General features: G+C 42.2%; 24 protein-coding genes. 13 read left to right on the plus strand and 11 right to left on the minus strand.

Going from position 1 to position 26,546, the window contains the following annotated elements; translation table 11 throughout:
- Positions 1–116: 116 nt before the first annotated feature.
- Together AC0SAP_RS02855 and AC0SAP_RS02860 are read right to left on the minus strand one after the other, a co-directional pair.
- Positions 117–1,334 carry a DUF819 family protein gene (locus AC0SAP_RS02855; protein ID WP_473382836.1) on the minus strand — a complete coding sequence of 406 codons (1,218 nt, stop codon included), beginning with the start codon at positions 1,332–1,334 and terminating at the stop codon, positions 117–119.
- Positions 1,335–1,556: 222 nt separating this feature from the next.
- Complete coding sequence (locus tag AC0SAP_RS02860; RefSeq protein WP_473382838.1) at positions 1,557–2,288, minus strand: M15 family metallopeptidase; 732 nt, start codon at positions 2,286–2,288, stop codon at positions 1,557–1,559.
- Positions 2,289–2,802: 514 nt separating this feature from the next.
- Here AC0SAP_RS02860 and AC0SAP_RS02865 point away from each other — a divergent pair.
- Together AC0SAP_RS02865 and AC0SAP_RS02870 are read left to right on the plus strand one after the other, a co-directional pair.
- On the plus strand, positions 2,803–3,729 hold the full coding sequence (locus tag AC0SAP_RS02865) for an Abi family protein (protein WP_473382839.1): 927 nt from the start codon (positions 2,803–2,805) through the stop codon (positions 3,727–3,729).
- A gap of 511 nt (positions 3,730–4,240) precedes the next feature.
- Positions 4,241–4,375 (plus strand): hypothetical protein, encoded by a 135-nt coding sequence (locus AC0SAP_RS02870; protein ID WP_473382841.1) that lies wholly within the window; start codon positions 4,241–4,243, stop codon positions 4,373–4,375.
- 85 nt (positions 4,376–4,460) lie between these two features.
- Here AC0SAP_RS02870 and AC0SAP_RS02875 read toward each other — a convergent pair whose 3' ends face one another.
- A complete protein-coding gene (locus AC0SAP_RS02875; protein ID WP_473382843.1) occupies positions 4,461–5,378 on the minus strand; it encodes a glycerophosphodiester phosphodiesterase in 918 nt (305 codons plus the stop codon).
- A 510-nt stretch (positions 5,379–5,888) separates the two neighbouring features.
- Between AC0SAP_RS02875 and AC0SAP_RS02880 the strand changes: the two genes are divergently transcribed.
- Both AC0SAP_RS02880 and AC0SAP_RS02885 read left to right on the plus strand, forming a co-directional pair.
- Positions 5,889–7,025, plus strand: coding sequence for a toxic anion resistance protein (locus AC0SAP_RS02880; RefSeq protein ID WP_473382844.1), 1,137 nt, complete (start codon positions 5,889–5,891; stop codon positions 7,023–7,025).
- Between the two features lie 76 nt (positions 7,026–7,101).
- The gene (locus AC0SAP_RS02885; protein WP_473382846.1) at positions 7,102–8,394 is read left to right on the plus strand and encodes a 5-bromo-4-chloroindolyl phosphate hydrolysis family protein; all 1,293 of its coding nucleotides are present in this window, start codon (positions 7,102–7,104) and stop codon (positions 8,392–8,394) included.
- A 26-nt stretch (positions 8,395–8,420) separates the two neighbouring features.
- On the opposite strand, the gene ttcA is transcribed toward AC0SAP_RS02885, so the two are convergent.
- From ttcA to AC0SAP_RS02925, 8 genes are all read right to left on the minus strand, one after another.
- The gene (ttcA, locus tag AC0SAP_RS02890) at positions 8,421–9,272 is read right to left on the minus strand and encodes a tRNA 2-thiocytidine(32) synthetase TtcA (RefSeq protein ID WP_286480347.1); all 852 of its coding nucleotides are present in this window, start codon (positions 9,270–9,272) and stop codon (positions 8,421–8,423) included.
- Between the two features lie 1,396 nt (positions 9,273–10,668).
- Complete coding sequence (locus AC0SAP_RS02895; protein ID WP_473382998.1) at positions 10,669–11,151, minus strand: SprT family zinc-dependent metalloprotease; 483 nt, start codon at positions 11,149–11,151, stop codon at positions 10,669–10,671.
- Between the two features lie 243 nt (positions 11,152–11,394).
- On the minus strand, positions 11,395–12,150 hold the full coding sequence (locus AC0SAP_RS02900; protein ID WP_286480359.1) for an ABC transporter ATP-binding protein: 756 nt from the start codon (positions 12,148–12,150) through the stop codon (positions 11,395–11,397).
- Positions 12,144–12,968 carry an ABC transporter permease gene (locus AC0SAP_RS02905; protein WP_286480363.1) on the minus strand — a complete coding sequence of 275 codons (825 nt, stop codon included), beginning with the start codon at positions 12,966–12,968 and terminating at the stop codon, positions 12,144–12,146. The genes AC0SAP_RS02900 and AC0SAP_RS02905 overlap by 7 nt, the downstream gene beginning before the upstream one ends.
- A gap of 29 nt (positions 12,969–12,997) precedes the next feature.
- Positions 12,998–13,990 carry an ABC transporter substrate-binding protein gene (locus AC0SAP_RS02910; RefSeq protein ID WP_473382848.1) on the minus strand — a complete coding sequence of 331 codons (993 nt, stop codon included), beginning with the start codon at positions 13,988–13,990 and terminating at the stop codon, positions 12,998–13,000.
- 403 nt (positions 13,991–14,393) lie between these two features.
- Complete coding sequence (locus AC0SAP_RS02915; protein ID WP_473382850.1) at positions 14,394–14,726, minus strand: YerC/YecD family TrpR-related protein; 333 nt, start codon at positions 14,724–14,726, stop codon at positions 14,394–14,396.
- A gap of 304 nt (positions 14,727–15,030) precedes the next feature.
- Positions 15,031–16,791, minus strand: coding sequence for a glycerol-3-phosphate dehydrogenase/oxidase (locus AC0SAP_RS02920; RefSeq protein ID WP_473382851.1), 1,761 nt, complete (start codon positions 16,789–16,791; stop codon positions 15,031–15,033).
- Between the two features lie 220 nt (positions 16,792–17,011).
- Positions 17,012–17,557 carry a YiiD C-terminal domain-containing protein gene (locus AC0SAP_RS02925; RefSeq protein ID WP_473382853.1) on the minus strand — a complete coding sequence of 182 codons (546 nt, stop codon included), beginning with the start codon at positions 17,555–17,557 and terminating at the stop codon, positions 17,012–17,014.
- A 286-nt stretch (positions 17,558–17,843) separates the two neighbouring features.
- Here AC0SAP_RS02925 and AC0SAP_RS02930 point away from each other — a divergent pair, with 286 nt between their 5' ends.
- The 9 genes from AC0SAP_RS02930 to AC0SAP_RS02970 all read left to right on the plus strand — a co-directional run bounded on the left by AC0SAP_RS02930 (position 17,844) and on the right by AC0SAP_RS02970 (position 26,417).
- Positions 17,844–18,194 (plus strand): hypothetical protein, encoded by a 351-nt coding sequence (locus AC0SAP_RS02930; RefSeq protein ID WP_473382854.1) that lies wholly within the window; start codon positions 17,844–17,846, stop codon positions 18,192–18,194.
- 467 nt (positions 18,195–18,661) lie between these two features.
- Positions 18,662–19,189: a carboxymuconolactone decarboxylase family protein gene (locus AC0SAP_RS02935; RefSeq protein ID WP_473382855.1), complete on the plus strand. Its 528-nt coding sequence runs from the start codon at positions 18,662–18,664 to the stop codon at positions 19,187–19,189.
- Between the two features lie 242 nt (positions 19,190–19,431).
- Complete coding sequence (locus tag AC0SAP_RS02940) at positions 19,432–20,694, plus strand: glutamate-5-semialdehyde dehydrogenase (protein ID WP_473382857.1); 1,263 nt, start codon at positions 19,432–19,434, stop codon at positions 20,692–20,694.
- A gap of 229 nt (positions 20,695–20,923) precedes the next feature.
- A complete protein-coding gene (gene grxD / locus AC0SAP_RS02945) occupies positions 20,924–21,259 on the plus strand; it encodes a Grx4 family monothiol glutaredoxin (protein ID WP_094567008.1) in 336 nt (111 codons plus the stop codon).
- A gap of 205 nt (positions 21,260–21,464) precedes the next feature.
- Positions 21,465–22,097 carry a uracil phosphoribosyltransferase gene (upp, locus tag AC0SAP_RS02950; RefSeq protein ID WP_109202384.1) on the plus strand — a complete coding sequence of 211 codons (633 nt, stop codon included), beginning with the start codon at positions 21,465–21,467 and terminating at the stop codon, positions 22,095–22,097.
- 169 nt (positions 22,098–22,266) lie between these two features.
- On the plus strand, positions 22,267–24,207 hold the full coding sequence (locus AC0SAP_RS02955; protein ID WP_473382858.1) for a lytic transglycosylase domain-containing protein: 1,941 nt from the start codon (positions 22,267–22,269) through the stop codon (positions 24,205–24,207).
- A gap of 6 nt (positions 24,208–24,213) precedes the next feature.
- The gene (locus tag AC0SAP_RS02960) at positions 24,214–24,759 is read left to right on the plus strand and encodes a DUF2726 domain-containing protein (RefSeq protein ID WP_473382859.1); all 546 of its coding nucleotides are present in this window, start codon (positions 24,214–24,216) and stop codon (positions 24,757–24,759) included.
- A 1-nt stretch (position 24,760) separates the two neighbouring features.
- Entirely contained in the window at positions 24,761–25,099 is a 339-nt protein-coding gene (locus AC0SAP_RS02965) for a GIY-YIG nuclease family protein (protein WP_473383000.1), read from the plus strand.
- Between the two features lie 118 nt (positions 25,100–25,217).
- The gene (locus tag AC0SAP_RS02970; RefSeq protein WP_473382861.1) at positions 25,218–26,417 is read left to right on the plus strand and encodes a CinA family nicotinamide mononucleotide deamidase-related protein; all 1,200 of its coding nucleotides are present in this window, start codon (positions 25,218–25,220) and stop codon (positions 26,415–26,417) included.
- Positions 26,418–26,546 lie beyond the last annotated feature (129 nt).

A 26,546-nucleotide genomic window follows, 5' to 3' on the forward strand; every position in this document is an offset into this window, starting at 1 on the left:
ATGGTAAGAGAATAGTAAAAGCAAGAAAGGCGCCTCCCATGAGACGCCTTTTTTATCGCGTTTTTCAGCTATTTGGGCGCTAGTAGTAGAGTTTTATGACTCGACAGCAAACCGCTCTACAATAATCGTGTGGTGATTAGATAGATTATTGTCCCGGCATAATTTCCCACCACATAGCCGACGGTGCCGATCACTAAAATAGGACCCACCAGAGTACGCCATCCCTTACTAATCGCCATCGCTGCCGCAGTTGTCGGACCACCGACATTGGCATTACAGACTAATAGAATCTCCTCTAAAGTAAACTTAAAGAGACGCCCTAATATAAGGCTCACAATGAGATTCACAAGCATAATGAGAACGACAAAGAGTAGCAGTAATGGTGCATTTTGAATAATCATAGGGATCGATGCCGGAATTCCAATCACGACAAAAAAGAGGTAGACCATATAGGTTCCAAGCTCTTGGCTCCCATTTAGCTTTTGGAAAGGTTTTTGAAAAAGGAAGATCACCACAAAAGTTAAGGTGGTTAAGATCAGATAAGGATCGGTGATAAAGCTCACTAAAATCTCTAAAAGTAGATGATCTACCATACCTCTTAATGGTTTTAACCAATCTGCAAGGGTAAAAGAGATGGCAACAATCAGTAGTGATGCGCCCATATTAATGGCGATATCTTTTAGCGAGATATTTCGGGGTTGCCAATAGCTCGCCGCGAGATTTTCATCTTGATGCTGATCTAAATTCTTCTCAACTTCATCGATATAGGGTGTTTTAAAACGCTTGCGGAACCAACTCATCGCGGTAATGCTCAATAAGAGAATAAAATAGAGCGCCATAATCAGATTATCCGCCACAATGGTCGAAGCTACCATATCTTTAGAAGGCTCCAATTTCGCCGTCATCGCTGCAAAGTTAACACCACCGCCGATATAGGAGGCGCTAATCATGCCGCTAATTTTATCTAATTCAGGAATCCAATCTTTAAAGATAAAGAAGGCGATAAACGCGCCCACCATTGTCCCCACAGAGCTCAAAAGAAAGATAAAGAGTAAGCGCCGGCTCTCTGTAAAGATACTCTTCACATTGACCTGAAAGAGCAGTAATGGAATCGCAATCGGCACAACATATCCCCACACCATATCGTAAACGGCGGCATCTGTTGGAATAATTTTAAAACTTGAAAATGTGATTGCAATAATCAGCGCAATCACCGCGCCGGGAACTTTTGCCGACCATTTATAACGTTGCTCAATCACAATAGATGCAGAAGCAACAACAAATAGAAAAGCCAATAGTAGCCATGTCTGATCGGCTGATATTAAGGTCTCCATACCTTCTCCTCTTTTAATTTTTCTTTTAATATATTTTAGATAAATCTTTTTTAGTGTTTTTAGGTGCTTTTGGGTGGTACTAGTGTTTTTTTACTTGCTCTTTTAACAGCTCTTTTTAATAGAGCTGTAATAAATCTACAATAGATCTACAATAGATTGATAATAAATTGGTAATCATTCATCTCTATCAACTCTTTTCTACTAGATCTTCTCTATTATTTATCATTGTGCTGAGAGAGAAGCAATACCGTAAAAAGCACTCTCTTTTTGATAATATCCCCAAAGCTGATTACCAAAATCGAAATGCCACCATTCAGAGGGGAGATTTGTAAAACCCATCGCCGTCATGCCATTGATTAAAAGTCTTCGATAATCTCGAATATGCCTATCTTCCGCATCAGTAGCATTCTCCTCAAAATAGTGACTCCAAGAAGCTTCCTCCATCGCATCAAAAGAGGTTCCCATATCGATTTCGCTCTCTGTCGTTAGATCAAAGAGGGTTAAATCGATCGATCCCCCCGTAAGATGAGGACTTGGTGCAAGAGGATCTGCACTCGGCTTTGCAACAAATTGATCCAATAAATCTTCAATCTGATCTTGATTAAAATCGGGATAAGATCGCTCGAGATCTTCACGAAAATTGTGACGCAATGACTCCTGTACCGCCACCGGGCGCCAGCCATCGAGAAGGAGTAGCCCTAAATTTTCCGGTAATCGATCGACCAGTTGCTCTAACCGCTCTAAAACAGATTGTCGAAGATAGATCGATGCCAGCGCACCTGAGATTCCATCATGATAGTAAGCGCTATAGACTCTCATTCGAGTCGTCGGCATCACCCTTACTAGTGGTTCTTGATGAAGCTGATGAGATGAGTCGATACCGATCTTCCCCACCTTTTCCCATGCAAGATGATTTTTCACAATCGGCATTTTGAGCCAATCTTCCACCAACATATTCCCTCCTTCACCATTTTATTATTTAAACAACCGGGTTCTTTAGAATCGCTAGAATCGTTAGGATTCATCGAAACAGTTCACCCTCTTCATTTGTATCATATTCACCATTAAGCAATAGTAATAGATCTTAAAACGAAATGGGATACCAACCTATAGGCCTGCGGTTGCAATAAGAGTGAAACCGCTCTCTCCTGTCCCTCCAGAAACTGTCTTAGAGGATATCAATTAAAAACAGAGGCTGAAAGCTGCCGGATCTCACCATAGCGCTCTTCCAAAAACCATGCGCCGGCAGTTGGCGATCTTCGACCACCGATGATTTCAACTTAAAACAGATATAACTTATTGAATTAGCTCTTTATTTATTAAGGAGAACACAATTGAAAAAAGAAAATGGCAGAATATAATCATTGAAGTCAATTTAGCTCTTTATATTTATGTCCTATACCCAATTGCTCTTGAAATTATAGATATTCAAGCGGCTTTAATAAGATGTTAATAGAGTATATTTCAAATGAATTTCTTTAATAGATCACCTAAAAAATGGTTAAGTTTCGAGGATCAACTAGATTTACTAGTAGAGAGAGGCCTTATAATCAAAAATAAAAAGTTCGCTTTGCCCTATTTAGAGAGCATTGGATACTATCGGCTGAGTGGATATTGGTATCCATTTAAAGAAAAAATAGCCACGGGCAAACTCTTGAATAAATTTATAAGCAATAGTTATTTTCAAGATATTCTAGATCTTTATATTTTTGATAAGCGTCTAAGATTATTGGCATTGGATGCATTAGAAAGAATTGAAATCGCAATAAGAGTAGACATTTCCTATTTATTGGGTGAAAAGGAATCTCTAGCGCATACTAATAGTGCAAAATTTGATAAGTCTTTTCGACATGAGGAGTGGTTATCAAGATATAAAAAGTTATTAAGTCAATCAAATAAACTTGAGTTTATAATTCATCATAATCAGTACTACGGTGGTAAATTACCTATTTGGGTCGCTACTGAGATAATGGATTTCGGATCGCTATCAAGATTATATGCTGGAATGAAGATAAAAGATAAAGATAAGATCGCTCGAAAATATCGACTTCCATCAGGAAAAAATTTAGAAACTCAATTACATGCTTTTAATATTATTCGTAATATTGCTGCTCATCATGGAAGATTATGGAATAGAAATGCAATTAGTCGGGTAAGTTTAAAAGGACTAAATGATCCTAACTTACAAAAATTATCGCCTAATCATATGTTTCTATACTTTTGTTTAATAAAACGCATGCTCAATACTATTTGTCCTAGATCGACATGGGGAGTAAGATTTATAGAACTTATTGAAGAATTCCCAAGTCCAGCCAATAAAGCTATTTCTCTCAACCAATTTGGTCTAATCAAAGATATTGATTTAAAATCATGGAAATTATGGAGCGAAAAATAAAAAGCCCTCAACTCTGTTATTCCTAGATTAAATAACTTCAAAGAGTTAATAACTAGGCAGAGATTGAGGGGATTGTTGTCAATAATATTATGATGATAAGATTTTTTTGTCAAATTGAATGGAAAGATTAATTTTAATTTAAAGGCTGAACACTACCGAATCTCACCATCGCGCTCTTCCAAAAACTACGCGCGGCAATTGGCGATCCCTCTATCACACCGGCAGATATTATTTAACTGCTGTTTAAGAACTATTTAATAACCGTTCAAATCATATTTAATTATTTTCCCGGCATCAAAGATGCCGACCTGCGGGCATGCAGTTGTAATAAGAGCGAGATGGTTCCCTCCCGCGTCTCCACTGACCTTCTTAAGGACGATTGATTCAAAAAAGAGTCTGAACGCTGCCGGTCCTCACCATAGCGTTCTTCCCAAAATCACGCGCCGGCAGTTGGCGATCTTCGACCACCGGTTATTAATACTTATTTATTGATAGAAAAGCGTTTGTTGAGTTGCCGGAGAGCACCCCTGCATACTTCCTCATACCTCTCGCCGGCAATGGGATCAATGCCAACCTGCGGGCATGCAGTTGTAATAAGAGTGAAATAGTAGGTTCCCGCCCTTCCGCTGATTCTCTTACCTATTGAAAAATCAAATAAAAAAATCCCGTACTACTTTGTACGGGACTCTCTATTATTCTACTTATAAAATATATTTAAAAATTTTAAACATTTAAGAAAAACAAGCCGCCGCATTGATATTATCGGTAATGACGCTATCGACTCCCATCTTGAGGAGTTGATCAATCTCGATGATCTCATCAACCCCTGTCACAAATAGAAGATAATTCTCCTGCCGGCAGCGTTCGACAAGTGGGGGAGTGACAAACTCCTTAGGGATAATAAGCGCACTGCATTTTAAGTTTTTAAGTAATGAAAAGAGCGCTTCTCTATCAACGTCTCTATCAACATCTCTATCAACTTCGCTATTCACTTTTCTATCTGAAAAATGATCATCGTCAGGATCGACAATATAACCTCGTGGAATCCAAGGTTGGGCGGCAAATGCACCCTCTAAAATCAAGGGAGAGCTCGAGGTGATGAGAAATTGATTTTTAATACAGTAATCGGTCGGTCCATCGAGCATCTCATTGAAGAGGCGCTCAAAGAGTCGATCGAGATCCTCATCAAAGAGAATATCGACACAAGCATCAAGACGATCAATAATCTTCCGATAGAGTCTTTCAGCCACGATTTGACCTAATTCTCTATCATCTATCACACCACTTTTCACCTCAATATTGAGTCGGCAATAATTGCTAATCATAAAGTTTACAACCGCCTCAAAACGGGGGATCGATTCTCCCATATAGAGCGGTGAATAGTAAGAACCTGCCTCTAACTTTGAGAGTAGATCCCAACTCATCTCATCTGCTCTACCATAACCATTGGTCGTTCTATCAAGATCAGCATCATGAAGGAGAAAGAGTTCCCGATCCTCAGAGCAACGAATATCACAAGTAAAGTAGCGATATCCTTCTTGAAAGGCGTGACGAAATGCCACTAATGTATTCTCCGGCGCACTCTTTCCGGCACCCCGATGAGCGATCACTTTAGGTTCAGTTGAGAGTCCTTTTTGATATAAAGACATAATATTGTCCTCTTTAATGTAGGTAGTAGAGGCAATTTCTCGCCTCCATCCCTATTAGATCGCTTTCTATCGAAAAATACTATTTAATACTTTTTATGATTCTCTTTAAATTAATTTAAATAGCATCTATTATCGATATCTATTATCGATTATCGATAATAGATAGACCTCTAACACCAATATAATCAAACAGTTATTATTAAGAAAGCATGGTTAATTGAGCATAATTAAGTAAGCGCGATTAAATGAACACCATTAAATAAATATCATTAAATGAATATAATTAAATGAATATAATTAAGTCAATATAGTTGCATCAATATAATCATATATCAAGCAGGTTATTATCATTAAAGAGTTTGCTTGAAACAGCCCCTGCAACTATCACTAAACTCCCCTATTATAGATAACGAGCATAAATCGGAAATTACCTAGATTATTGAGGATTATCCCGTCAAAAAACATTATAATGATGAGATATTACGATAACGTTAAGAAGAGGGATCAAGCATGAGCGAAGAGAAATTATTGGAAGAGAAAGCATTACAAACCGTTACCCCAACAGAGATGGCAGAATTTGATGAAGGGAAAGAGCTCCCGGTGAAGAAGGAAGATCTTGTTCGAATCAATGCTATTTCCGAGACAATCAATATCGATAATCCCGCTGAGGTGATGGCGTATGGGGTTAAACCGATGGAAGAGATCGCTAAATTTGCCGATACACTTTTAGATCGGGTAAAAGGTAAAGACTCTGGCGTGATTGGTGATCAGCTCTCTTCCCTCATTATGAAGATCCGAGAGTATGATCCCCTCTCTGCTGAAGAGAAGAGCGGTAACTTTCTTGCAAAACTCCCCATTATTGGCTCCCTCTTTAAAAAAGGGGTAGAAGCGAAGATCGATCATATGTCGTTAACCTCACAAGTCGATTCTATTGCGAGCCATCTCGATAACTCAATGGTGGGACTTTTAAGAGATAATGAGCGCCTCGAGCAGCTCTATCTAAAAAACTTCGATTACTATAAAGAGGTGAATCTCTTTGTCGAAGCGGGAAAAGCGAAGGTTAAAGAGATTAAAGAGACTCAACTGCCAGCACTACAAAAGGCGGCAGATGAATCGAAAGATCTTTTAGACGCGCAAAAAGTGAAGGATCTTATGGAAAACCTAAATCGTTTTGAACGCCGTTTACACGATCTTGAGATCTCAAAAACGATCTCCATGCAGACAGCACCCCAAATTCGGATTATTCAAAATAATAATCAACAGCTTGCAGAGAAGATTCAAGGAAGTATTCTCTCAACGCTTCCGATCTGGAAGAGTCAAATCGTTCTCTCCCTCTCACTCGATGAGCAGGGGCGTGCCGCACAGTTGCAGAAAGATGTCTCCGATACCACTAATGAGTTACTTCGTAAAAATGCTGAGGCATTACAGCAAAACTCCATTGCGACAGCAAAAGAGGTGGAGCGCTCAATTGTCGATATTGAGACAATTCGTGAAGTTCAGACTCGCTTAGTCGATACGATTGAAGAGACGATGAAGATCGCAACAGAAGCGAGACGTCGTCGTGCAGAAGTTGAGGTGGAATTGGGTCAGATGGAAGAGAATCTCCGTGAGCGTATTAGCTCTGTTGTCGATAAGTACAATAGCTAATCACTAGAGCTAATCACAATGGCCAATCAACCACCAACGATGATTATCACATCTATTTTGTATCTATGAGTCCGCTATGAGCCAATATCGTCAGCCACATAACTCTCGTTCTGAGCGTACCAATGAGCTTCCCTTTGAACGTCGTGCCGCACAAAAAGCAGCAACGAAACGAAGCTCCCTCAAAGAAGCTTCTCTTAAAGGGGCTTCTCTTAAAGAGCGATTTCGCTACGCCCAAGAACGAGCGATGGATCTCTCCCCCTCTCATCGAGAGAGCAGAAGGGAGGAGAAGCGTCACGCTACAAATCAAAATGCCCCATATGATCAGGAGATCTTCAATAGCCTCAATAGTGCTTTTAGCCGCGGTATTGAAGGCGCTAAAGCGACCTTTAATCGCCTAGTTGATCATACAAAAGCATTTATTGCCGGCATCGGTGTGGAGATTGCGCGCATCTTTATCCCTTCAAGTGATGGAATCACCCCGGGATTTGGTCTGCTCGGTAGCTATCTTGGACTGATTATGCTCTTCCCTTCCCGCCCTAATCGTTTTGCATTAGGGGTGGGAATCATTGCCGCAATCATTATGATCTTAAGTGGCTACTGGCCGATCTCTCTTCTGATCGGTGGGATTGTTGCGGCTATCTCCGGCATTCGTGATCGAGATATCAATAATCGTGCATTTTGGTTCACCATCCCCTTAGCGCTTCTCTTTTTAGCGGGGAGCTTAGCGGATCATCCAGCTGCTGCATTCTCGATCTTCCCTGGAATAACCTCTTCGGCACTAGCTGTAACCCTACTCTTTGGGCTATTAGCACCGAAAAAAATTCGCCGTAAATTTAGTTACTTCTTTATGAGCGAGCGGGAAAAACAAGCCTATATCGAGACAGAGCGAGAGATCGAAGCAGAGCTTGCAGCCCTTCGTCGTGCGGAGAAATTAGAGGCGGAAAAGGCGGCAAAATATGCGCTTTTTGGACGCCACATTGAGCTTCTTGAAAAGATTGAGTTGCTAGTGGACCGCCTTCCTCAAGATATTGCCGATCAAGTGGTCGAGATCGGCTATTCTGCCTCAAAAATCATTAAAGCAATGGAGCGAGATCCCCGCGATGTCTTAGTGGGCGGCCGCTTCTTAAATCGTTATCTTCCGCTGATTCAGGAGAATCTGCAGAAATATCTTACCGTGATGGAATATGCCTCACGCGATAAGCAGATCGAACTTCATCAGGAGATTCTCCGCTCTATGCAGACCTTGCAACAGGCATTTGACACCCTTTCAGATGAGTTGATCGAGAATGATCTCCATGATCTTAAAGTCGATACTACGGTGATTGATAAGTTATTACGAAGCCAAGGCTTTGAGGTTGATCGAGGTTAATTGAGATGAATGGAGATGGATAAGCTTTAACGTAACCAATTATTCTCCGGATCAATCCCTCTCTCCTTGCGCTCGAGCGCGGTCGGTTCAGCGCCCCCTTTCACAATGAATTCCTTAAAGTCAAAGAGATGGGGATCGGCCAGTTGTGAAGGTTTAACATTGGTGAGCGCACGAAAGATCGAATCAATTCTGCCCGGATATTCCGCTTCCCATGCAGCTAACATCTGCTTAGTACTCTGCCGTTGCAATCCATCTTGTGAACCGCAGAGATTACATGGAATAATGGGGAATTGGCGCAACTGCGCATACTTAATCAGATCGCTCTCACTACAGTAAGTCAGTGGACGAATCACAATATTCTCCCCATCATCACTCTCTAATTTAGGGGGCATCGCTTTTAAAACACCGCCAAAAAAGAGATTCATAAAGAGCGTTTCCACAATATCATCGCGGTGATGACCGAGCGCGATCTTATTAAAGCCCTTCTCTTTCGCATATTGATAGAGTACACCCCGGCGCAGCCGAGAGCAGAGGCTACAAGTGGTCTTCCCTTCAGGAATTAAACGTTGCACCACTGAATAGGTATCCTGCTCTAAAATTTCAAAAGGGACATTGATAGAGCGGAGATAATTGGGCAAAATCTCCTCCGGAAACCCTGGTTGCTTCTGATCGAGATTGACAGCAAAGAGCTCAAAGTTAACCGGTGCCTGCTTCTGTAGCTTTAAAAGAAGATCTAAGAGTGCATAAGAATCCTTTCCTCCAGAGAGGCAGACCATCACGCGATCACCCTCTTCAATCATCTGATAATCCATAATCGCGCGCCCCACATTACGACGGAGACGTTTTTCTAACTTTTTTTCAGAAACGGATAGATTCACCGGCTTCACCCTTTTACTATGATTTTAATCGCCCGTCATTGTATAGCCAATCCTCGATAATTTCCATTACTGATAATAGAGAGATCGCCCCTTGCCGGCATGAGATTAATAAAAGCATGCAGAGGTGCTCTCCAGCAATTCAACAACTTTTGTTTGTTAATGTATATTCTCTAAGATAGTTTTTGGAACCGCGGGAGAGAACGATTTCGTTCTTTTCACTCCTGCATGCCCGCAGGTCGGCATCCCTGATGCCGAGAAAGTTTTCTGGTAATCAGTGATTGCCAACTGCCGGCGCGCAGTTTATGGAAGAGCGCGATAGTGAGATCCGGCAGCGTTCAGCCTCTTTTGTTTAATAGATTCAACCCATAAGAAAATCTGTTGAGTCGCGGGAACCTACCATCTCGCTCTTATCACGACCGTATGCCCGCAGGCCGGCATCCTTGATGCCGAGAAATAGTATCGATATGGAGTAATATTTATCGGTGATTCAGATCGCCAACTTGCCGGCATGCAATTCGTGGAAGCGTGCAGAAGTAATCTCCGGCAACTCAACAAACTTTTTTCTATCAATAAATAGTCATAACAGATGATCGAAGATCGCCAACTGCCGGCGTGAGATTTCTGGAAAAGCGCGATAGTGAGATCCGGCAGCGTTCAGCTTCTGTTTTAATTGATATCTTCTAAGAATATCCTCTAAGACAATTTCTGGAGGGGCGGGAGAGAACGATTTCATTCTTATCACGACCGTATGCCCGCAGGCCGGCATCCTTGATGCCGAGAAAGTTTTCTGGTAATCAGTGATTGCCAACTGCCGGCACGCAGTTTATGGAAAAACGCGATAGTGAGGACCGGCAGCGTTCAGCCTCTTTTGTTTAATAGATTCAACCCATAAGAAAATCTGTTGAGTCGCGGGAACCTACCATCTCGCTCTTATCACGACCGTATGCCCGCAGGCCGGCATCCTTGATGCCGAGAAAGTTTTCTGGTAATCAGTGATTGCCAACTGCCGGCGCAAGATTTATGGAAGAGCGCAATAGTGAGATCCGGCAGCGTTCAGCCTCTTTTGTTTAATAGATTCAACCCATAAGAAAATCTGTTGAGTCGCGGGAACCTACCATCTCGCTCTTATCACGACCGTATGCCCGCAGGCCGGCATCCCTGATGCCGAGAAAGTAGTATCGATATGGAGTAATATTTATCGGTGATTGAGATCGCCAACTTTCCGGCATGCAATTCGTGGAAGCGTGCAGAAGTAATCTCCGGCAACTCAACAAACTTTTTTCTATCAATAAATAGTCATAACAGGTGATCGAAGATCGCCAACTGCCGGCGTGAGATTTCTGGAAAAGCGCGATAGTGAGGACCGGCAGCGTTCAGCTTCTTTTGTTATAAAGTTTTAACAAGTGGAAGAGTCATCTGCTCTTACTAGAGCGGCACCACATTTTTTACAATGGTATTGTGCTTCGCCTCGTAAGAGTCGATTATGCCGAATTGTAGTTAACTGATGAGTTTGACACCCACAATGATAAGAGAACTTTTGATATTGCCGCGTACGACTATTCTCTGTTGGGAATTGATGCGTTCTATTTGCCGGTACTGCCAAGATCTCCTCCATCATCCAGCGCCATTCAGCACCATGTGGAGCTACATCGCCGGCTAAAGCATAGACTAAGAGATGAGCATATTCATGAGGCACCACCTCATCAATAAAGGCTTGACCATTTTCAGCTAAAAGTATTGGATTAAAACGGAGCTCCCAACGCTGAAGATGCGCAGTTCCGGCACTTTTGCCACGAAGATGAAACGAGATTTTGGGATAGAGATCTTTAGTAGCGATTGCCGAACGAGGCGCAATCCGCGCACGAAAGGAGCTTGCCATACAGCGCGATTGAGAAGCGCTATGTAATTTGCCAATCCGTTTTTGTAACTGCTTAAACTCTTTGGGGGTCAATCGCTCCGAAAGAGCGGCCATTGCAGTTGCTTCGACCGATTCTACCTTCTCTAATAGAGAACGCAATAACGACTCTCCCTCTGAAGAAGCCTCAAATAGTAGGGATTGACCAACAACTTCTATCTTCTCTCTCATTATTTCTGCTATTGAATGATTCCTTCTCGACAAAGCTTAAGGATCGGTAAACTCTCGTGTTAAATCGAAGACCGTCAAATTCTCCTTCTCTGCACGGCTATACTCTTTACGGAACTTGCCATCTTTTAGAAGAATAGTACGATCACCATAACGGATCGCATGCTCCATATTGTGAGTAATCATAACACAGGTGAGCGATTGATCCCGCACTAACTTATCCGCTAATGCCATCACATTTTCTGCAATTTTAGGATCGAGCGCGGCTGTAATCTCATCGAGCAGTAAGATCTTAGAATCTGCCACAATCGACATCACTAAACTTAATGCTTGGCGCTGACCGCCGGAGAGATTGGTGACTGTCTCATTGAGACGATTTTCTAAATTCATATCAAGAAGCGCTAACTTCTCTTGAAAGAAATGGCGTCGCTCACGATTATTAAAGAGAGAGAAACCACGGCGTCCACCACGCTTATAGGAGAAAGCCATATTCTCTAAGATGGTCATATTCTCCATCGTCCCGACGCGAGGATCTTGCATCACAATAGAGACCCATTTTGCCCGCTCCTGCTGAGAACTCTTGGTAACATCAATACCATCGATTAAAATTTTGCCCTTCTCCGGCTTCATAAAACCAGAAATGGTATTGAAAACCGTCGATTTACCGGCACCATTTCCACCGATAATGACAACAAACTCCCCCTTTTTAACCTCAAGAGAGAGATCTTCTAAGATTGTTCGCTCAAGTTGTGTTCCCTTGCCCACAACGAGCTTAATACCTTCTAATTTTAGCATCGACGTTTTCCTCCCGGCATCGCCATAATGATAATAATCAGAAGGCCGGCGATCAGGTTAAAGTCGTAACTCTTCAAATTGAGGAATTCAGCATGGAGCGCAAGACCTGTGACAATACGGTAGACGATCGAACCGACAATGCAGCTCAATAATTTAATCCACATTGAACGAAAAGGAAGGATTCGCTCCCCAATGATTACGGCGGCAAACCCGGCGATAATGGTACCAATACCGGCAGAGATATCGGTAAATCCTTGTTGCTGACTAAAGAGCGCGCCTCCCATCGCAATGAGCGCATTTCCCATCGCAACGCCTAAAATCACCATCCATTTAACATTAACCCCACCATTGAGGCAGAGACGTTTATTTTGCCCAACAGCACGGATCGAGAGCCCTAAATCGGTATTGAGAAGATAACTAAAGAGCGCGATCAAAATAATCGCAATCCCACCTAAAACCACTAAATTATTGGTAATAAAGATGGTCGGTGACATCAATAGAGAGATATTAGGTGTGCCATTCATCACATGGAGATTGATAGAATAGAGCATAAATGCAACTAAGATTCCGGCGAGAAGATCGGTCACCTTAAAAAAGCTATTTAAGATCCCCGTTAATGCGCCGGCAAGTGCGCCACCAATCAAAGCAAAGACCAAAGAAAGAAAGGGATCGACCCCTGCTTTAATCAAAATAGAAGAGATGGCAGCTCCCAATACGAAGCTACCATCACAAGTTAGATCTGGAAAGTCGATAATTCTAAAAGTGAGGTAGATCCCCATCCCGACAATTCCATAAATGAGCCCGAGTTCCAGGCTCATAATCAATTCACTTAAACTCATCCTATATCCTAATTTTGTTGAACGGCTTCCGCTTTTCCATCTTTAATGATGACAGCTGCCGCCTCAACAACCTCTTTAGGAAGTGTTAAGCCAAGCTTATTAGCGGTATCCATATTAATAACGAGCTCCATCTTATCAGGAAATCCGACGGGAATTGTATTAATATCTTGACCATCTAAAATATCGGCAATCATCTCTGCGGTATCGACTCCTAACTGATATTGATTAGGACCTAACGCCGCTAAAGGACCTGAAAGAACAGCATCTGTATCCGCAACAAATACAGGTTTACCCGCTTTAATGCCGGCGATAACAATACTCTCTAAAGCTGCTAGCGCAGTATTATCACCATAGATAAAGATCGCATCTGTCTGATTTGCAAGACGCGTTGCCGCCTGAGGGACATCTGCCGTACGATTGACCGATTGTGTCACGACCTCTAAGCCAAAGTCTGGCGCTGCTTCTTCAAGATCTTTCAATTGGGTAATGGAATTCGCTTCACCGGGATTGTAGATAAAACCGATCTTCTTCATCTCGGGTAAAACTTCTTTAAACATCGCTAATTGCGGAGCGACTTCAACATAGTTCGACATGCCGGTCACATTATTGTTACCATTTTCGAGTGCCGGCACTAAGCTTGCACCGACAGGATCGGTAATCGAACTAAAGACCATCTTAGTCTTCCCTTCCATCGCTGGCTTTACCAAGCTCTGTGCTGAAGGGGTCCCAATTCCCACCGTAACATCAGCATTTTGGGCAACAAACTTTGTGGAAATCTGTGCCGCTAACGCCACGTTTGCTTGAGCAGATTCGACGATAAAGTCGAGATTCTCCCCTTCAATATATCCTCGCTCCTTAAGACCGTCACGAATTCCTTTTGCTGTCGCATCAAGTGCCGGATGTTCTACAATTTGATTGACATAGACCTTCTTCATCTCATCTGCAAATGAGATTCCCGTTGCCAATGTGGCACTTAATAGCACTGCAAGTAACTTTTTCATGATCGCTCCTAATGATTATTTTGCTTTCGCCTGTTTTACGCTGCTTTTCAGATCGTTTTTGAAGCTTATTGAGCTGCTTTGACAGTCCAGCTTCTCATCCTCTGTACTACTGTGGTGATACAGTATTACAATTCCGAAATGGTGTCAATCTTTTTCAATTTTATCGCTTGTTCTATTTCAAATAATCTTTGACCTAAATTCCTAGATCTAAATTCCTAGATCTAAATTTTCAATCTCTCATAATTTATTAAAAAATTTGAACAACATAAAAAAATGCCGAGACTAAGCTCGGCATCATTGACTGTTGATCTATTGATTCAACTATATCGATAATACAGATCAGTAATATAGATCAATAATAAATAGAGATCTCATCGAAGTTTCTGATCTTTTTGATCCCCTCTTAGATCTTCTCCTCTTCCTTCATTCGCCCTAATACAAGACGATAACCATCATTCTTCTCTTCATTAATAAAGCGCGCTACGCGACCAATCGTTGTTAAGCTAGCTGAAGTTAAGGCATGAATTTCTCGATAGGAGAGATCTTCTCGCTCAAGCAATTGACATACTTTCCATCTTTCAACCACTGAGGAGAGCTCTTTGGGGGTTAAGAGATCCTTTAAAAAACATAACATCTCATCGGTATCTTTTAACTTCAAAAAAGCGTCACATAACGATTTATCAAAATCGATCTCTTCTAGACGCCGCTCTAATACTGCAAGATGCTCTTTACTCATAACGCTCCCTCACTTCTTGTTATATCAGTACACTTATGGCTATCCTCTTGTTGATACCCCTAATTTGTACCTTAATTTGTTCTCTAAACATAGCCCTCGATAGGGCTTTTGTCAGATGCTTATTTTTATTCTTAAGTAGATAGTTTACAAGAATACTTTACGCGAATTACTGTTTTATGAATAATTTTATTATCGATGTTGCCAATATCCCTATTAAGAGCCCTATTAAGAATCATATTAAGATTCCCGCTGAGTTCCTATTGAGAACCTATTGAGACCCTATTAAGAATAGAAGGTATTACGACTATAAGGATTTCGCCTCATCCTCGCCCTTTTTCTGATCACTCATCTCTTCGATCACCGGTGCTGCCGCAAGCGATTGCTCTTTTTGTGTTAATTTAACAATTCGATCATCTTCCACCGGATGAGTTGCCTGATAGAGTGCCATCTCAAGCTCACTATTGTAATGCTTAATCTGCTCAATACTCCAGGAGAAATAACGCGCCATAAAACGCACCACCTCAACTTGATATTGCATCATTTGTGCGATATCAAAATAGAGCATTCCGGTTCGACGAATAAAGAAATCACTCGGTCTTAAAAGGGATTCAGACTCTAAAGCATAACGAAGTTGTAGATAGAGTGGTAGCGGTAACCCTTGCATCTCTTCAGGGGAAGCTGTTTTAGCTATATTGAAGAGTAGATCGATATTACTTCCATAGATCAGTGCTAATTGACGCGCCTCCTCTTCTGTTAAATTGGCAGCGATGCCTGCTTCAACTGCTTTTTCAATAAATTGCGCAAACCCTTCACTCCCTCCCACATCACCGCCGGAGATCGGTAGCGTCATCGTTTGGCATGCACCAAATGTTTTCCCCTTTTCGCTTCCCAATTTTGCCACAATCTCATCAACAACTGATTCCGCTAATTCCCGATATCCTGTCAATTTACCCGTTGTGACTGTCACTAATCCATCTCCCGTAATCTTCAGAAGACTCTTCTGCCCTTTCTTCCCAGTATTATGCTTATCGATCACAATCGAAGTGACACCTGCCCAGGAAGACTCGATCGATTCCGTTGTAAGATTGAGTGCCGGTAAAAATTGATTAATCAGCGTTAAAAGGCGTGCTTGATCCGTCGTTGAGACCGCCGGTGTTTCGCGCTTGCCTTCATAAAGGGAGCTACTGACCCCAACATAGGTCTTATCACCGCGCGGGATAGCACATACCATCTGCTTATTATCTTCGGTATCAAAAAAGAGAGCATCTTCAAGGGGGAAATCTTTCTGATCAAAGACAAGATGCGCGCCTTTGATATAACGTACTTCCATCCCATCAACAATCGCCTCTGGAGAGAAATCGTAAGCCCATGCGCCTGTGGCATTAAGAACAATATCCCCTTCAACAAGGTAGGTATTTTGGGTCATTCGATCTTTGACGACAACGGCTTCAACATAGCCATTAGGATCATAATTAAAGGATTGTGCTTCAAGATAATTGAAGCAATGAGCCCCCATCTCCACTGCTCTTTTGATAATCTCCAACGTTAAGCGCGCATCATCGGTACGATACTCAACATATTCAGCAGCGCCGCGTAAGCCTTCCGCTTTCAGTTGGGGAATCTTCTTTAAGACCTCATCACGACGATAGATCTGTCGGCGCTCATCTTTCTGCACGCCGGCAAGATAGTCATACACTTTCAATCCGATCGATGTTGTTAATCGCCCAAAGCTTCCGCCTCGATAAAACGGAATGAGCATCTTCTCTCGTCGAATCACATGTGGGGCATTCTCATAGAGTGTCGCGCGCTCTTTCCCCGTCTGCATCACATTCTTAATTTGGAACTTCTTCAGATAGCGTAAGCCACCATGAATCATCTTTGTCGAGCGACCACTTGCACCGGAGGCAAAATCTTCTCGCTCTAGCAGTGCAACCTTCATCCCTCTTGAAGCAGCATCAAGCGCAATACCGGCACCGGTAATCCCCCCTCCCATAATGACAAGATCATAATGCTCCTGTTTTAAAAGTTGAATATTTTGTCGTCGATCACGTGCGTTCAGCGTCATGAAGATTCCTTTCTCTTTGATCCTAAAATTGATAGGTTGATAGTAACTATCAGGACAATCTGTTAGATAACGTCCTATTAGATACAACCTATTTAGATAATGATATTCATCAGCAAACTCAAAATGAGTTTACTAACAGCTAGCTATTTTACACTGTATAAAGAACACTTTATAAGAAAATAGAGTCAATAAGATGATCTAACCGCAAATCTTTCTCAATTTAAGTACGATAAACAACAAAATCTCCCTTAAATTGGGTGGTTATGATACTAGCGCTCTCAAGATGGCTCTCTAATGTTATTCTTCCTTTGCCATAACGACGAAACATCTTAGCAAATCGTGCCCAAGCTTCATCGCTCGATGCTTTACAGATCGCAACAGCATCCTCTTTCATTGGTGCCGGATAATGAATATGGGCATCTTGAATAACGATATGGATCTTTTCGCTAATTCCTAGCTCTCTCAACTTGAGATGGAGCCAGCTCCAAGCGACTAGGAGTGATGCCGTATAGAGGCTTCCCCCAAAACCTGTTCCCATATGGTTTCGATTAGGACTCAATGGCACAGCAAAGGTCAATCGATTCTCCTCCCATGAAAGTGGCTCAAGCGCTAATGATTGGCTGATAGGAATTTCTCGTGCCAACCACGTTGTCAGATAATGACAAATATCTTCATCACCGCTTTCGCTCTTCTCTTTTAAATTAGTAGATTCGCTTGAGTCATTAGAATCTAACGCTACCAATAACGTCTTTTGCTCTTTTTCCATATTGAATCCTCCTCAATCTTAACGATTCATACCGATCATACTGATCGATAATCGATGTAATACACTTGCGCTAATTCAGCATGTTGAATTTTAACTTCAATCTCAATTTGAAACTTGAATTGAATTATAACAAACAGAAGCTGAACGTTGCCGGATCTTACTATCGTGTTCTTTCAAAAATCACGCGCCGGCAGTTTGATCTCCCATCACCGATAAATAGCATTATTTTAACAATATTCTTCACGGTATCATTGAGCTGATCTGCGGGCATGCAGTAGTAATAAGAATGAAATGGTCCGTTCCCGCCCCTCCAGAAATTGTCTTAGAGGATATTCTTAGAAGATATCAATTAAAACAGAAGCTGAACGCTGCCGGATCTTACTATCGCACAGTTCCAGAAACTGCATGCCGGCAGAGGGAAATCGCTCGATTACCAAAGACTTTCCTGGCATCAAGGATGCCAACCTGCGGGCATGCAGGAGTAATAAGAGTGAAATGGTCCGTTCCCGCCCCTCCAGAAATCGTCTTAGAGGATATTGTCTTAGAGGATGTTCTTAGAAGATATCAATTAAAACAGAAGCTGAACGCTGCCGGATCTCACCATCGTGTTCTTTCAAAAATTACGCGCCGGCAATAAATAATCTCTCAATTACCGATAATCATCATCTCAATCATGGGTTTAAGTAGTTCTGATTCCTCGGCATCATCGATGCCGACCTGCGGGCATGCAGTAGAGATAAGAGCGAAATAGTGCTCTCCCGCGGCTCCGCTGATCTTCTTAGAGGTTGATATATAGGTTCTGATAACTTCCTCTTATCAGACCCTTTTTAAGATTCTTTATCGTAGCTATTAATAAATACCATAAGATTTTACCCGTTATATATGTTTTAATATCTTCAGTCGCTCCAGAAGGCTCATAGATAAAGGACTTCAAACGGAGCAATCTTTAAATCTCACCAAAATTAAAGATTAAATAAATTAAAGATTAAATTAAAGATACAAAAGTTGAAGAATGTTTATTAGAGATAAGCTTTCAGATAAACAACCAACTGATTAAACTGATTAGATAATTAAGCAATATTTTAAATAGTAAGGAGATTGATTATGGCTATCGAAACCATTAAAGAGATGTTACCAGCGTATGCTAAAGATATGCGTCTTAACTTTTCAACTGTTTTAACAGAAGCAGGTGCGCCAGGTCTGACTGAGAAACAGATCGCTGCTGTTGCTGTTTCTGTAGCGCTAAGCACCAAATGTAAAGTGTTAATCGATGCAATGGAAAAATTTGCACAAGACTTCTTAACAGAAGAAGAGTTCCAAGGTGCGCAGATCGCAACAAGCATCATGAGCATGAATAACATCTACTATCGCTTTACCCATCTTGTATCAAACGATGAGTATACAAAATTACCAGCACGTCTTCGCATGAACCAAATGGCAAACCCAGGTCTTGATAAAGCAACTTTTGAACTTGCTTCTATCGCTGTATCAGCTGTCAATGGTTGTGGAATGTGTGTCGATTCACATGAGAAAAACTTACGTCAATTAGGCGTTTCTTCTCAAGGAATTCAGTCAGCGGTACGTATTGCAGCAGTTCTCTTCTCTGTAAGCGTTTCTTTGGCTGATAAGTAGATATCGATTCTCTCTGAATCCTTGGATCTGATTTCCTAAGTCGAGATCCAATATCTACTGAGCTCTTTGGTTCCCCTCCAAAGGGCTCTTTTTTTATCACTCAATTCCAACAGCTTCCCCGTTTTTTCTAACAAATCCTGTATACTAATCTGTGAATAATGAGAGCTAGATCCACTTTGTAGATCAACGACTACAGAATCATCTAGACTAAAAAATAGAGAACTCAATGAGGATATCAATATATGTTAAATTACTGGCAAAATGTGGGAGAGAATGCTCGTAGCGCCTCCGAAAAGCTCCGTATGGCGGACTCTGGAAAGAAGAATCAATTTTTAGAGAGACTCTATGAAGCAATTTTAGCGCATCGAGAGGAGATCAAGCTTGAAAATAGTAAAGATCTTACCAATGCAAAAGAGCAAAATTTTGATGCTGCCTTTATCGATCGTTTAGCACTTGATGATACACGTATTGAAGCGATGGCAAATGGTGTTAAGGAGATGATTCTCCTCCCTGATCCTATTGGTGAAATCAGCGATATTAAAGTTCGCCCCTCAGGAATTCAGGTCGGCAAGATGCGAATGCCACTCGGCGTTATCGCCATCATCTATGAATCACGCCCTAATGTTACGATTGATGCTGCAGCACTCTGCCTAAAATCGGGAAATGCAGCCGTTCTTCGCGGTGGGAGTGAAGCTTTTCATACCAATCAATACTTAGCAACACTACTCACGATTGCGCTCGAAAAGGCGGGACTGCCGAAAGATTCGATTCAAATTATCAATACAACCGATCGCGCGATTGTTGATCTGATGGTCACCTCACCACAATATATCGATGTGGTGATTCCTCGTGGCGGTAAAGCACTGGTGGAACGGATCAATCACCAAGCAACGGTTCCTGTTATTAAACATCTCGATGGTGTCTGTCATACCTATGTCGATAGTGAAGCGGATATCAACAAAGCTTATCACGTTGTCGATAATGCAAAGACTCAACGTTTTGCCCCCTGTAACACGATGGAGACGCTCTTAATTCATGAGGGAATCTTAAAGAAATTTTTACCCGAGATGGCAACGATCTTAGTTGAGAAAGGGGTAGAACTGAGAACTTGTGAAAAAGCTTTAGCACTTCTTAAAGCGGAGAATATTCCGGCAATTATTGCTGCAGAAGAGGATTGGCATGCTGAATATCTCGCCCCAATCTTGGCGGTAAAAGTGGTCAAAAGTATGGAGGAAGCTATTGAACATATTAGCCATTATGGCTCCCACCATACCGATGTGATCTTGACGGAGAACTACTCTAAAGCGATGCATTTCCTCCGCGCGGTTGATTCCGCTTGTGTCATGATCAACGCCTCATCCCGATTCTGTGATGGCTTTGAATTTGGTTTAGGCGCAGAGATTGGAATCTCTACCGATAAGCTCCATGTTCGCGGTCCTGTAGGGCTTGAGGGCTTAACCTCACAAAAATATATCGTGCTCGGCCATGGTGAAGGACGTCAATAGATCATCAATAGAGGGGCAATAGAGAATTAAACCGTTGATCCTCACTATAAGATGGTAGAAAATAGAGAAGTGTAAAAAGTGTCAAGATCGTAAAGATTGTAAAGAAACCAACGTCGATGCAAAGATATCGCTTAAAAATAATATCTTTGCCCCTTTTGTAGCTATAATATGCCACCTTCAGGGAATAACTGATAAAATAGAGTGGTATTTTGACTAGGAGTATAAAAAGATGACTGAACAAGCAACGCTCGAGAAGATCAAGAGCCAAGTAACTGAAAACCCTGTAGTAATCTACATGAAAGGAAGCCCACAATTCCCAATGTGTGGTTTCTCTAGTCGTGCAGCACAGGCACTTGCAGATACAGGTCTTCCCTTCTCATTTGTAAATGTGATGGATGATCCACAAATTTTTGAACATCTACCGAAATATGCAGATTGGCCAACCTTCCCACAAATCTATATTGGTGGGGAGTTGATCGGCGGATGTGACATCATTTTAGAGCTTGCAGAGCGTAATGATCTCAAGCAGATGATGAATGAAGCGATCGAAAACCAAAAGGCATGATTGGTCGATCACTGATATAAGCGCTTGAGATCAATCAGATGAGATTAATCAAATAAGATCACAAAATACTTATATCGGAACGATCCAGATTCGTACAACTTATGCTAGTACTGTTCACGACGAGTGACTACTAGCGCAATTCATTAATTACAAAAAACCCATGCCCAAAATGGGTTTTTTGCTAATTAATTTAAGGAGATAACTCATGAACGTTTTTGAGATTAAACACCCTCTTGTTGCCCATAAAATCGGAAAGATGCGCAAAAAAGAGATCTCAACAAAAGATTTTAGAGAATTAGCCTCTGAAATCGCGCAACTTCTCGCCTATGAAGCAACTAAAGATCTTGAAACTGAACCCCGCACCGTTGAAGGTTGGGCGGGTGATGTTGAGGTTGAGCAGATTAAAGGAAAGAAAGTTACCATCGTTCCGATTTTAAGAGCCGGCATCGGTATGCAACAGGGCGTTTTAGAGTTGATCCCCGGCGCACGTGTCTCTGTCGTTGGCTTTGAACGTGACCCTGAAACCCTCGAGGCGGTTGCTTACTATCAAAAGCTCACCACTCATCTTGAGGATCGTACAGCACTTATTATCGACCCGATGTTAGCAACCGGCGGCACAGCCATCGCGACTATCGATCTTCTCAAAAATGCCGGCTGTAAGAAGATTAAAGCGCTCTTTTTAGTCGCTGCGCCTGAAGGTATTGAGAAATTACACGCAAAACATCCAGATGTTGATATCTACACTGCATCGATCGATCAAGGCTTAAATGAAGATGCCTACATCCTTCCAGGCTTAGGCGATGCCGGTGATAAGATTTTCGGTACGGTTGAAGGCTAATAATTACCGATAGTTATGGTAGAATCGGGGCGTAATACTTGATCTAAATCAAGTAGAATATTAAGCGTAATCGATTGATAGATCGCCGATCTATTGACCGAATAGGACTAATGATCACTACTCGCTATCGATATTACGCTTCATCTATTATTTAGGAAATGAACTTGATATGACCCTATTGTTACGAAATAAGCGATCAATCTGTACGCTACTCTTCACCTCTCTGCTTGCCCTTCCTCTTTGGGGAAATGGAACAGAGATCACAGAGGAGCAAGCATTCATCAATGGAAAACAGGCAATTGTTAAGAAAGATTGGCAAGCCTATCAACAATATCGCGATCACCTTCAAAACTCCTCTCTTCTCCCCTACTTAGAGTTTTATTACTACCAAGAGCGGATCGATGAGAGCGATCCTCAAGAGGTTCTCGATTTTACCGATCGCTATGCAAAAGAACCCTTTGCCAATACCTTAAAGATCAATCTTTTCCAAAATCGAGAGAAGAAGGAGAATTACCAATTTATTCTCGATCATGCACAATTGGCAGATACATTGAGCTTACGATGCTACCTCTACAATGCGCAGCAGAAGAGTGCGCAATTTAATTTCGCTGAATTTCAGAAAGATTGGGAAAAGCAGCTACAGCTTCCTAATAGTTGCTTGCCAGCAGAGCGCTATTGGTTGCAAAATAACCAAAATGCCGAGCTTGTTGAAAATAAGATCGAGGCACTACTCCTAGCGGGAAGAGTCTCTAAAGCAGAGAGTCTTATTACAACGCTTCCTGAAGAGAAGCAGAACTATTTTCAATACTTTGCCGATCTTCTTAAAGACCCTAGCTCTATTATGGTCCAAAAGAGCTACTATCCCGATAGTCAGAAGCTCTATAACAGAGTATTACAGAAGTGGTCGAGTCAAGACTCCTTAAAAGCAGAAGCAGGATTACAGTTAGCGAAAGAGAAATCGCTCCTGACTGATGCTGACTATATCAAATTACGCAACCGTATCGCCGTCTTCCAAGCAGGGCGCGCTGATGCTGTAGCACCTCTTGATAAGATCCTTGCCATCCCTGTCGATGAGCGAGATGATCAATTGATTCAATGGGGTTTTCGTTTAGCGGCTAAAGAGGGGAATTATCCCATTGCACTTGCCCTTCTCTCCCATCTCTCTCCTGAAGCGCAAAAAGAGGATATCTGGCGCTACTGGTTAGGAAGAACCTACATGGAGATTGGCGATCATGAACAAGCTAAATATTATTATAAACTGATTCAGAATCAGCCCTCTTTCTACGGCTTTTTAGCCGCAGATGCTCTAGAACACAATTATGATGGCATCAATGCAATTGCTAAAAATAAGAAGGTAAAGAGCGATACGCCCCTTCCACAACGCTTTATAGTGGGATTACTGCTTGCTAAAGCCAATGAAGAGTACTTTAGTCGCGCTAAATGGCAAGAGGCACTACGCAATAGCACACAAGCAGAACAAGAGGCAGGAAGTATCGCCGCCTTTGATGCTGGTTTTTATAACTTAAGTCTCCAAGCGGCAACTAGAGCTCGTGCTGAAGGTGGCATCTACTACCGTTATCCAACTGCTTATCTCCCAATTATTGAGAAATATAGCGATCAACTGGTCACAGAGCCGATTGTCTTAGGTCTCATTCGTCAAGAGAGTCTCTTTCATGAGCGAGCAAAATCACCGGCGAGTGCCTATGGCTTGATGCAACTGCTGATTCCGACAGCTGAGCGTGTCTCCCTCTCTCTCAATGAAAAAGAGCGAGAATCCCTCTATGATCCTGAGGCGAATATCCGTTACGGCATCACCTATCTCCATCAATTGAAAGAGAATGTAGGAAGCTGTATTCCCTATATGTTAGCGAGCTATAATGCCGGACCTCACAATGTGAAAAAGTGGCTTCCTAACGAGGATGAGCAACTCGATATGGCGCTCTGGATCGAAACAATCCCCTTCTATGAGACTCGTGGATATGTGAAGAATGTCTTAAGCAATGCAGTGATCTACCATGCACTCAATCGTGATCCTAAGCGTCTTTCGGAATATCTTAGCTGTACCACCACAGAGGGTGAGCCTCCCACAACTCTAGAGAAAGGAAGTTAAGAAAAGATGCTCTATAAACTGCTCTTGATCATTCTGGTCATTTTAGGTTTTTTTCTCTTTCTGCGTTGGAAGATGATGCCCAAAAAGGTTGTGGAGGTCGATCGTCCTGTTCCCGCTTCATGGTATCAAGCGATTCCCAATCTCTTCACCCCGGCGGAGCAGCTCTTTCTCTCCTCTTTAGAAGTCGCCCTTTCCGGCGTACCGGTAAAGATCTTTGGTAAGGTGCGAATTGCCGATATTATCAAGGTGAGACCCGGGCTTGAACGGAGCGATTATGCCGGCGCATTTAGTAAAATTCGTTCAAAACATGTCGATTTTGTCTTAGTGCATCCTTTAACAACAGCGCCTCTTCTTGTAATTGAGCTTGATGATAGCACCCATGATCAATATGAGCGCAAAGTGCGTGATGCTTTTGTCGATGAAGCGCTCTATCAAGCACAGATTCCCATTCTGCATGTTCCCCTTCGTAAACGTTATATCGAGCATAATCTCCGCGCACAGATTATCGAGATCTTAAGACAGCATCACGATTATCGTTTTCAGGAGATGTAAAATCGAAAACGCCTTAACATTAGATTCACAAAAAAGGGAGTTACACTACTTCTATGTTCTCCATTGCCGGGATAATACCCTCTATGCCGGCTATACCAAAGATCTTACCAGAAGATTAGCAGAACATAATCTTGGGAAAGGGGCCAAATATACCCGCCCGATGTCGCGTCGTCCTGCCACAATGATCTTCGCGAAACGCTATCTTAGCCGAAGTGCGGCAATGAAAGCGGAGTATGCCTTTAAGCAACTTCCTCGTCGAGAAAAAGAGCTCTACCTTAAAACAGAACCACTGTCCTGCACCCTTCCTAATGTTCATATCGATTATTCTCAAGTAGATTAAGATTACATCCATCGCAAAAAATCTGGTACTATATCGCTGTATTTCTTCAATCCATCCTGTAAAATACTCTATTCCAACCGTGGTATCTCCCGGGACAAGGCAATAGAGGATTTTATTGATGAAAGCAGAGATTATAGTCAGTGGTTCAGAACTTCTTTTAGGTCAATCAATCGATACAAATGGCCCCTGGATTGCGCGTCAATTGAGTGAAATCGGGATCGATTGCCATTTTAAATCCACCGTAGGGGATAATCTTAACAATATGGCCACAACGATTGCACGAGCCTTTAGTCGTGCCGATATTATTCTCTGCACAGGCGGATTAGGACCCACGCAAGATGATATCACTCGTGAAGCTGTTGCTAAGGCGCTCGATCTTCCACTCATCTATGATGAGACACTTGCTGAAGTCATTCGGGAGAAGTTTCGCCAACGCAATAGAACAATGTCTGATAATAACTTACGCCAAGCTTTCTACCCTGAAGGTGCTGACATCTTAGAGGCCTTTCCCGGCACTGCCCCCGGCATCCATCTTCAATATGAAGGAAAACATCTCTTTCTAATGCCCGGCGTTCCTGCTGAGATGAAGGTGATGATGGAGCAAGATGTGATTCCCTATCTTTTAACGCTTCTACCTGATGTCGAACGGATCTACACAAAGACGCTTCGTTGTTGGGGGAAAGGGGAATCCGATATCTCTGCACTGTTATCGGAGATTAATGATGAGCTCGATCATCTCCCCAATCCTAAGCTCTCCTTTCTTGCCTCTGGTATTGAAGGCATTCAGGTTCGTTTCTCTGCTAAAACTCATTCCGAATCTGCGGCGATGGCTTTAATTGAGCCCTTTGCTCAACGTGCTAAAATGCTTCTTGGAGATCTCTGTTTTGGCGAAGATCAGATGAGTATGGAATCAGTTGTTGCCGATCTTCTTAATGAAAAACAGCTCACTTTAGGGTTATATGAATCTTTTAGTGAAGGGATGATCTCTAGTCGCCTCAATGAGAAGAGTGATCGAGAGCACTACTTCAAAGGCGCTTGGATCGAGAGTCGCTATCAAGATCTCTCTGTCGAGGCATATAAAACCAAGCTCTACTATATTCAATCCTTAAGTCACGCCGATTTGGTGGCGACCGTTCATGGTGAAAAAGTGGGACAAAATATGAAGTTAACGCTACTACTTCAACATCATGATCGACTTCATGAAAAAGAGATGGTAATCCCCTACTTCAATCATCAAGCAACTGTGAGTTTCTCAGTGATCAATCTCCTCAATATGGTACGGCTCTATCTTCTAGATGCTCTAGATCAACAGCAATAACCACGGCATCCAAGGTGCCAATCTGCGGGCATGCAGGAGTAATAAGAATGAAGTAGCCGGTTCCCGCAGTTCTACGAATTCTCTCAAGAATCATAAAAATGATTAATTGAAACAACAGAGGCTGTTGCG

Source organism: Ignatzschineria sp. PL_is040, from assembly GCF_055813795.1.

Coding starts and splice junctions, on each gene's coding strand:
- AC0SAP_RS02855 (WP_473382836.1), bottom strand. CDS start 1,334: ATGGAGACCTTAATATCAGCCGATCAGACATGGCTACTATTGGCTTTT.
- AC0SAP_RS02860 (WP_473382838.1), bottom strand. CDS start 2,288: ATGTTGGTGGAAGATTGGCTCAAAATGCCGATTGTGAAAAATCATCTT.
- AC0SAP_RS02865 (WP_473382839.1), top strand. CDS start 2,803: ATGAATTTCTTTAATAGATCACCTAAAAAATGGTTAAGTTTCGAGGAT.
- AC0SAP_RS02875 (WP_473382843.1), bottom strand. CDS start 5,378: ATGTCTTTATATCAAAAAGGACTCTCAACTGAACCTAAAGTGATCGCT.
- AC0SAP_RS02880 (WP_473382844.1), top strand. CDS start 5,889: ATGAGCGAAGAGAAATTATTGGAAGAGAAAGCATTACAAACCGTTACC.
- AC0SAP_RS02885 (WP_473382846.1), top strand. CDS start 7,102: ATGAGCCAATATCGTCAGCCACATAACTCTCGTTCTGAGCGTACCAAT.
- AC0SAP_RS02895 (WP_473382998.1), bottom strand. CDS start 11,151: ATGGCAAGCTCCTTTCGTGCGCGGATTGCGCCTCGTTCGGCAATCGCT.
- AC0SAP_RS02900 (WP_286480359.1), bottom strand. CDS start 12,150: ATGCTAAAATTAGAAGGTATTAAGCTCGTTGTGGGCAAGGGAACACAA.
- AC0SAP_RS02905 (WP_286480363.1), bottom strand. CDS start 12,968: ATGAGCCTGGAACTCGGGCTCATTTATGGAATTGTCGGGATGGGGATC.
- AC0SAP_RS02910 (WP_473382848.1), bottom strand. CDS start 13,990: ATGAAAAAGTTACTTGCAGTGCTATTAAGTGCCACATTGGCAACGGGA.
- AC0SAP_RS02915 (WP_473382850.1), bottom strand. CDS start 14,726: ATGAGTAAAGAGCATCTTGCAGTATTAGAGCGGCGTCTAGAAGAGATC.
- AC0SAP_RS02920 (WP_473382851.1), bottom strand. CDS start 16,791: ATGACGCTGAACGCACGTGATCGACGACAAAATATTCAACTTTTAAAA.
- AC0SAP_RS02925 (WP_473382853.1), bottom strand. CDS start 17,557: ATGGAAAAAGAGCAAAAGACGTTATTGGTAGCGTTAGATTCTAATGAC.
- AC0SAP_RS02930 (WP_473382854.1), top strand. CDS start 17,844: ATGAAATGGTCCGTTCCCGCCCCTCCAGAAATTGTCTTAGAGGATATT.
- AC0SAP_RS02935 (WP_473382855.1), top strand. CDS start 18,662: ATGGCTATCGAAACCATTAAAGAGATGTTACCAGCGTATGCTAAAGAT.
- AC0SAP_RS02940 (WP_473382857.1), top strand. CDS start 19,432: ATGTTAAATTACTGGCAAAATGTGGGAGAGAATGCTCGTAGCGCCTCC.
- grxD (WP_094567008.1), top strand. CDS start 20,924: ATGACTGAACAAGCAACGCTCGAGAAGATCAAGAGCCAAGTAACTGAA.
- upp (WP_109202384.1), top strand. CDS start 21,465: ATGAACGTTTTTGAGATTAAACACCCTCTTGTTGCCCATAAAATCGGA.
- AC0SAP_RS02955 (WP_473382858.1), top strand. CDS start 22,267: ATGACCCTATTGTTACGAAATAAGCGATCAATCTGTACGCTACTCTTC.
- AC0SAP_RS02960 (WP_473382859.1), top strand. CDS start 24,214: ATGCTCTATAAACTGCTCTTGATCATTCTGGTCATTTTAGGTTTTTTT.
- AC0SAP_RS02970 (WP_473382861.1), top strand. CDS start 25,218: ATGAAAGCAGAGATTATAGTCAGTGGTTCAGAACTTCTTTTAGGTCAA.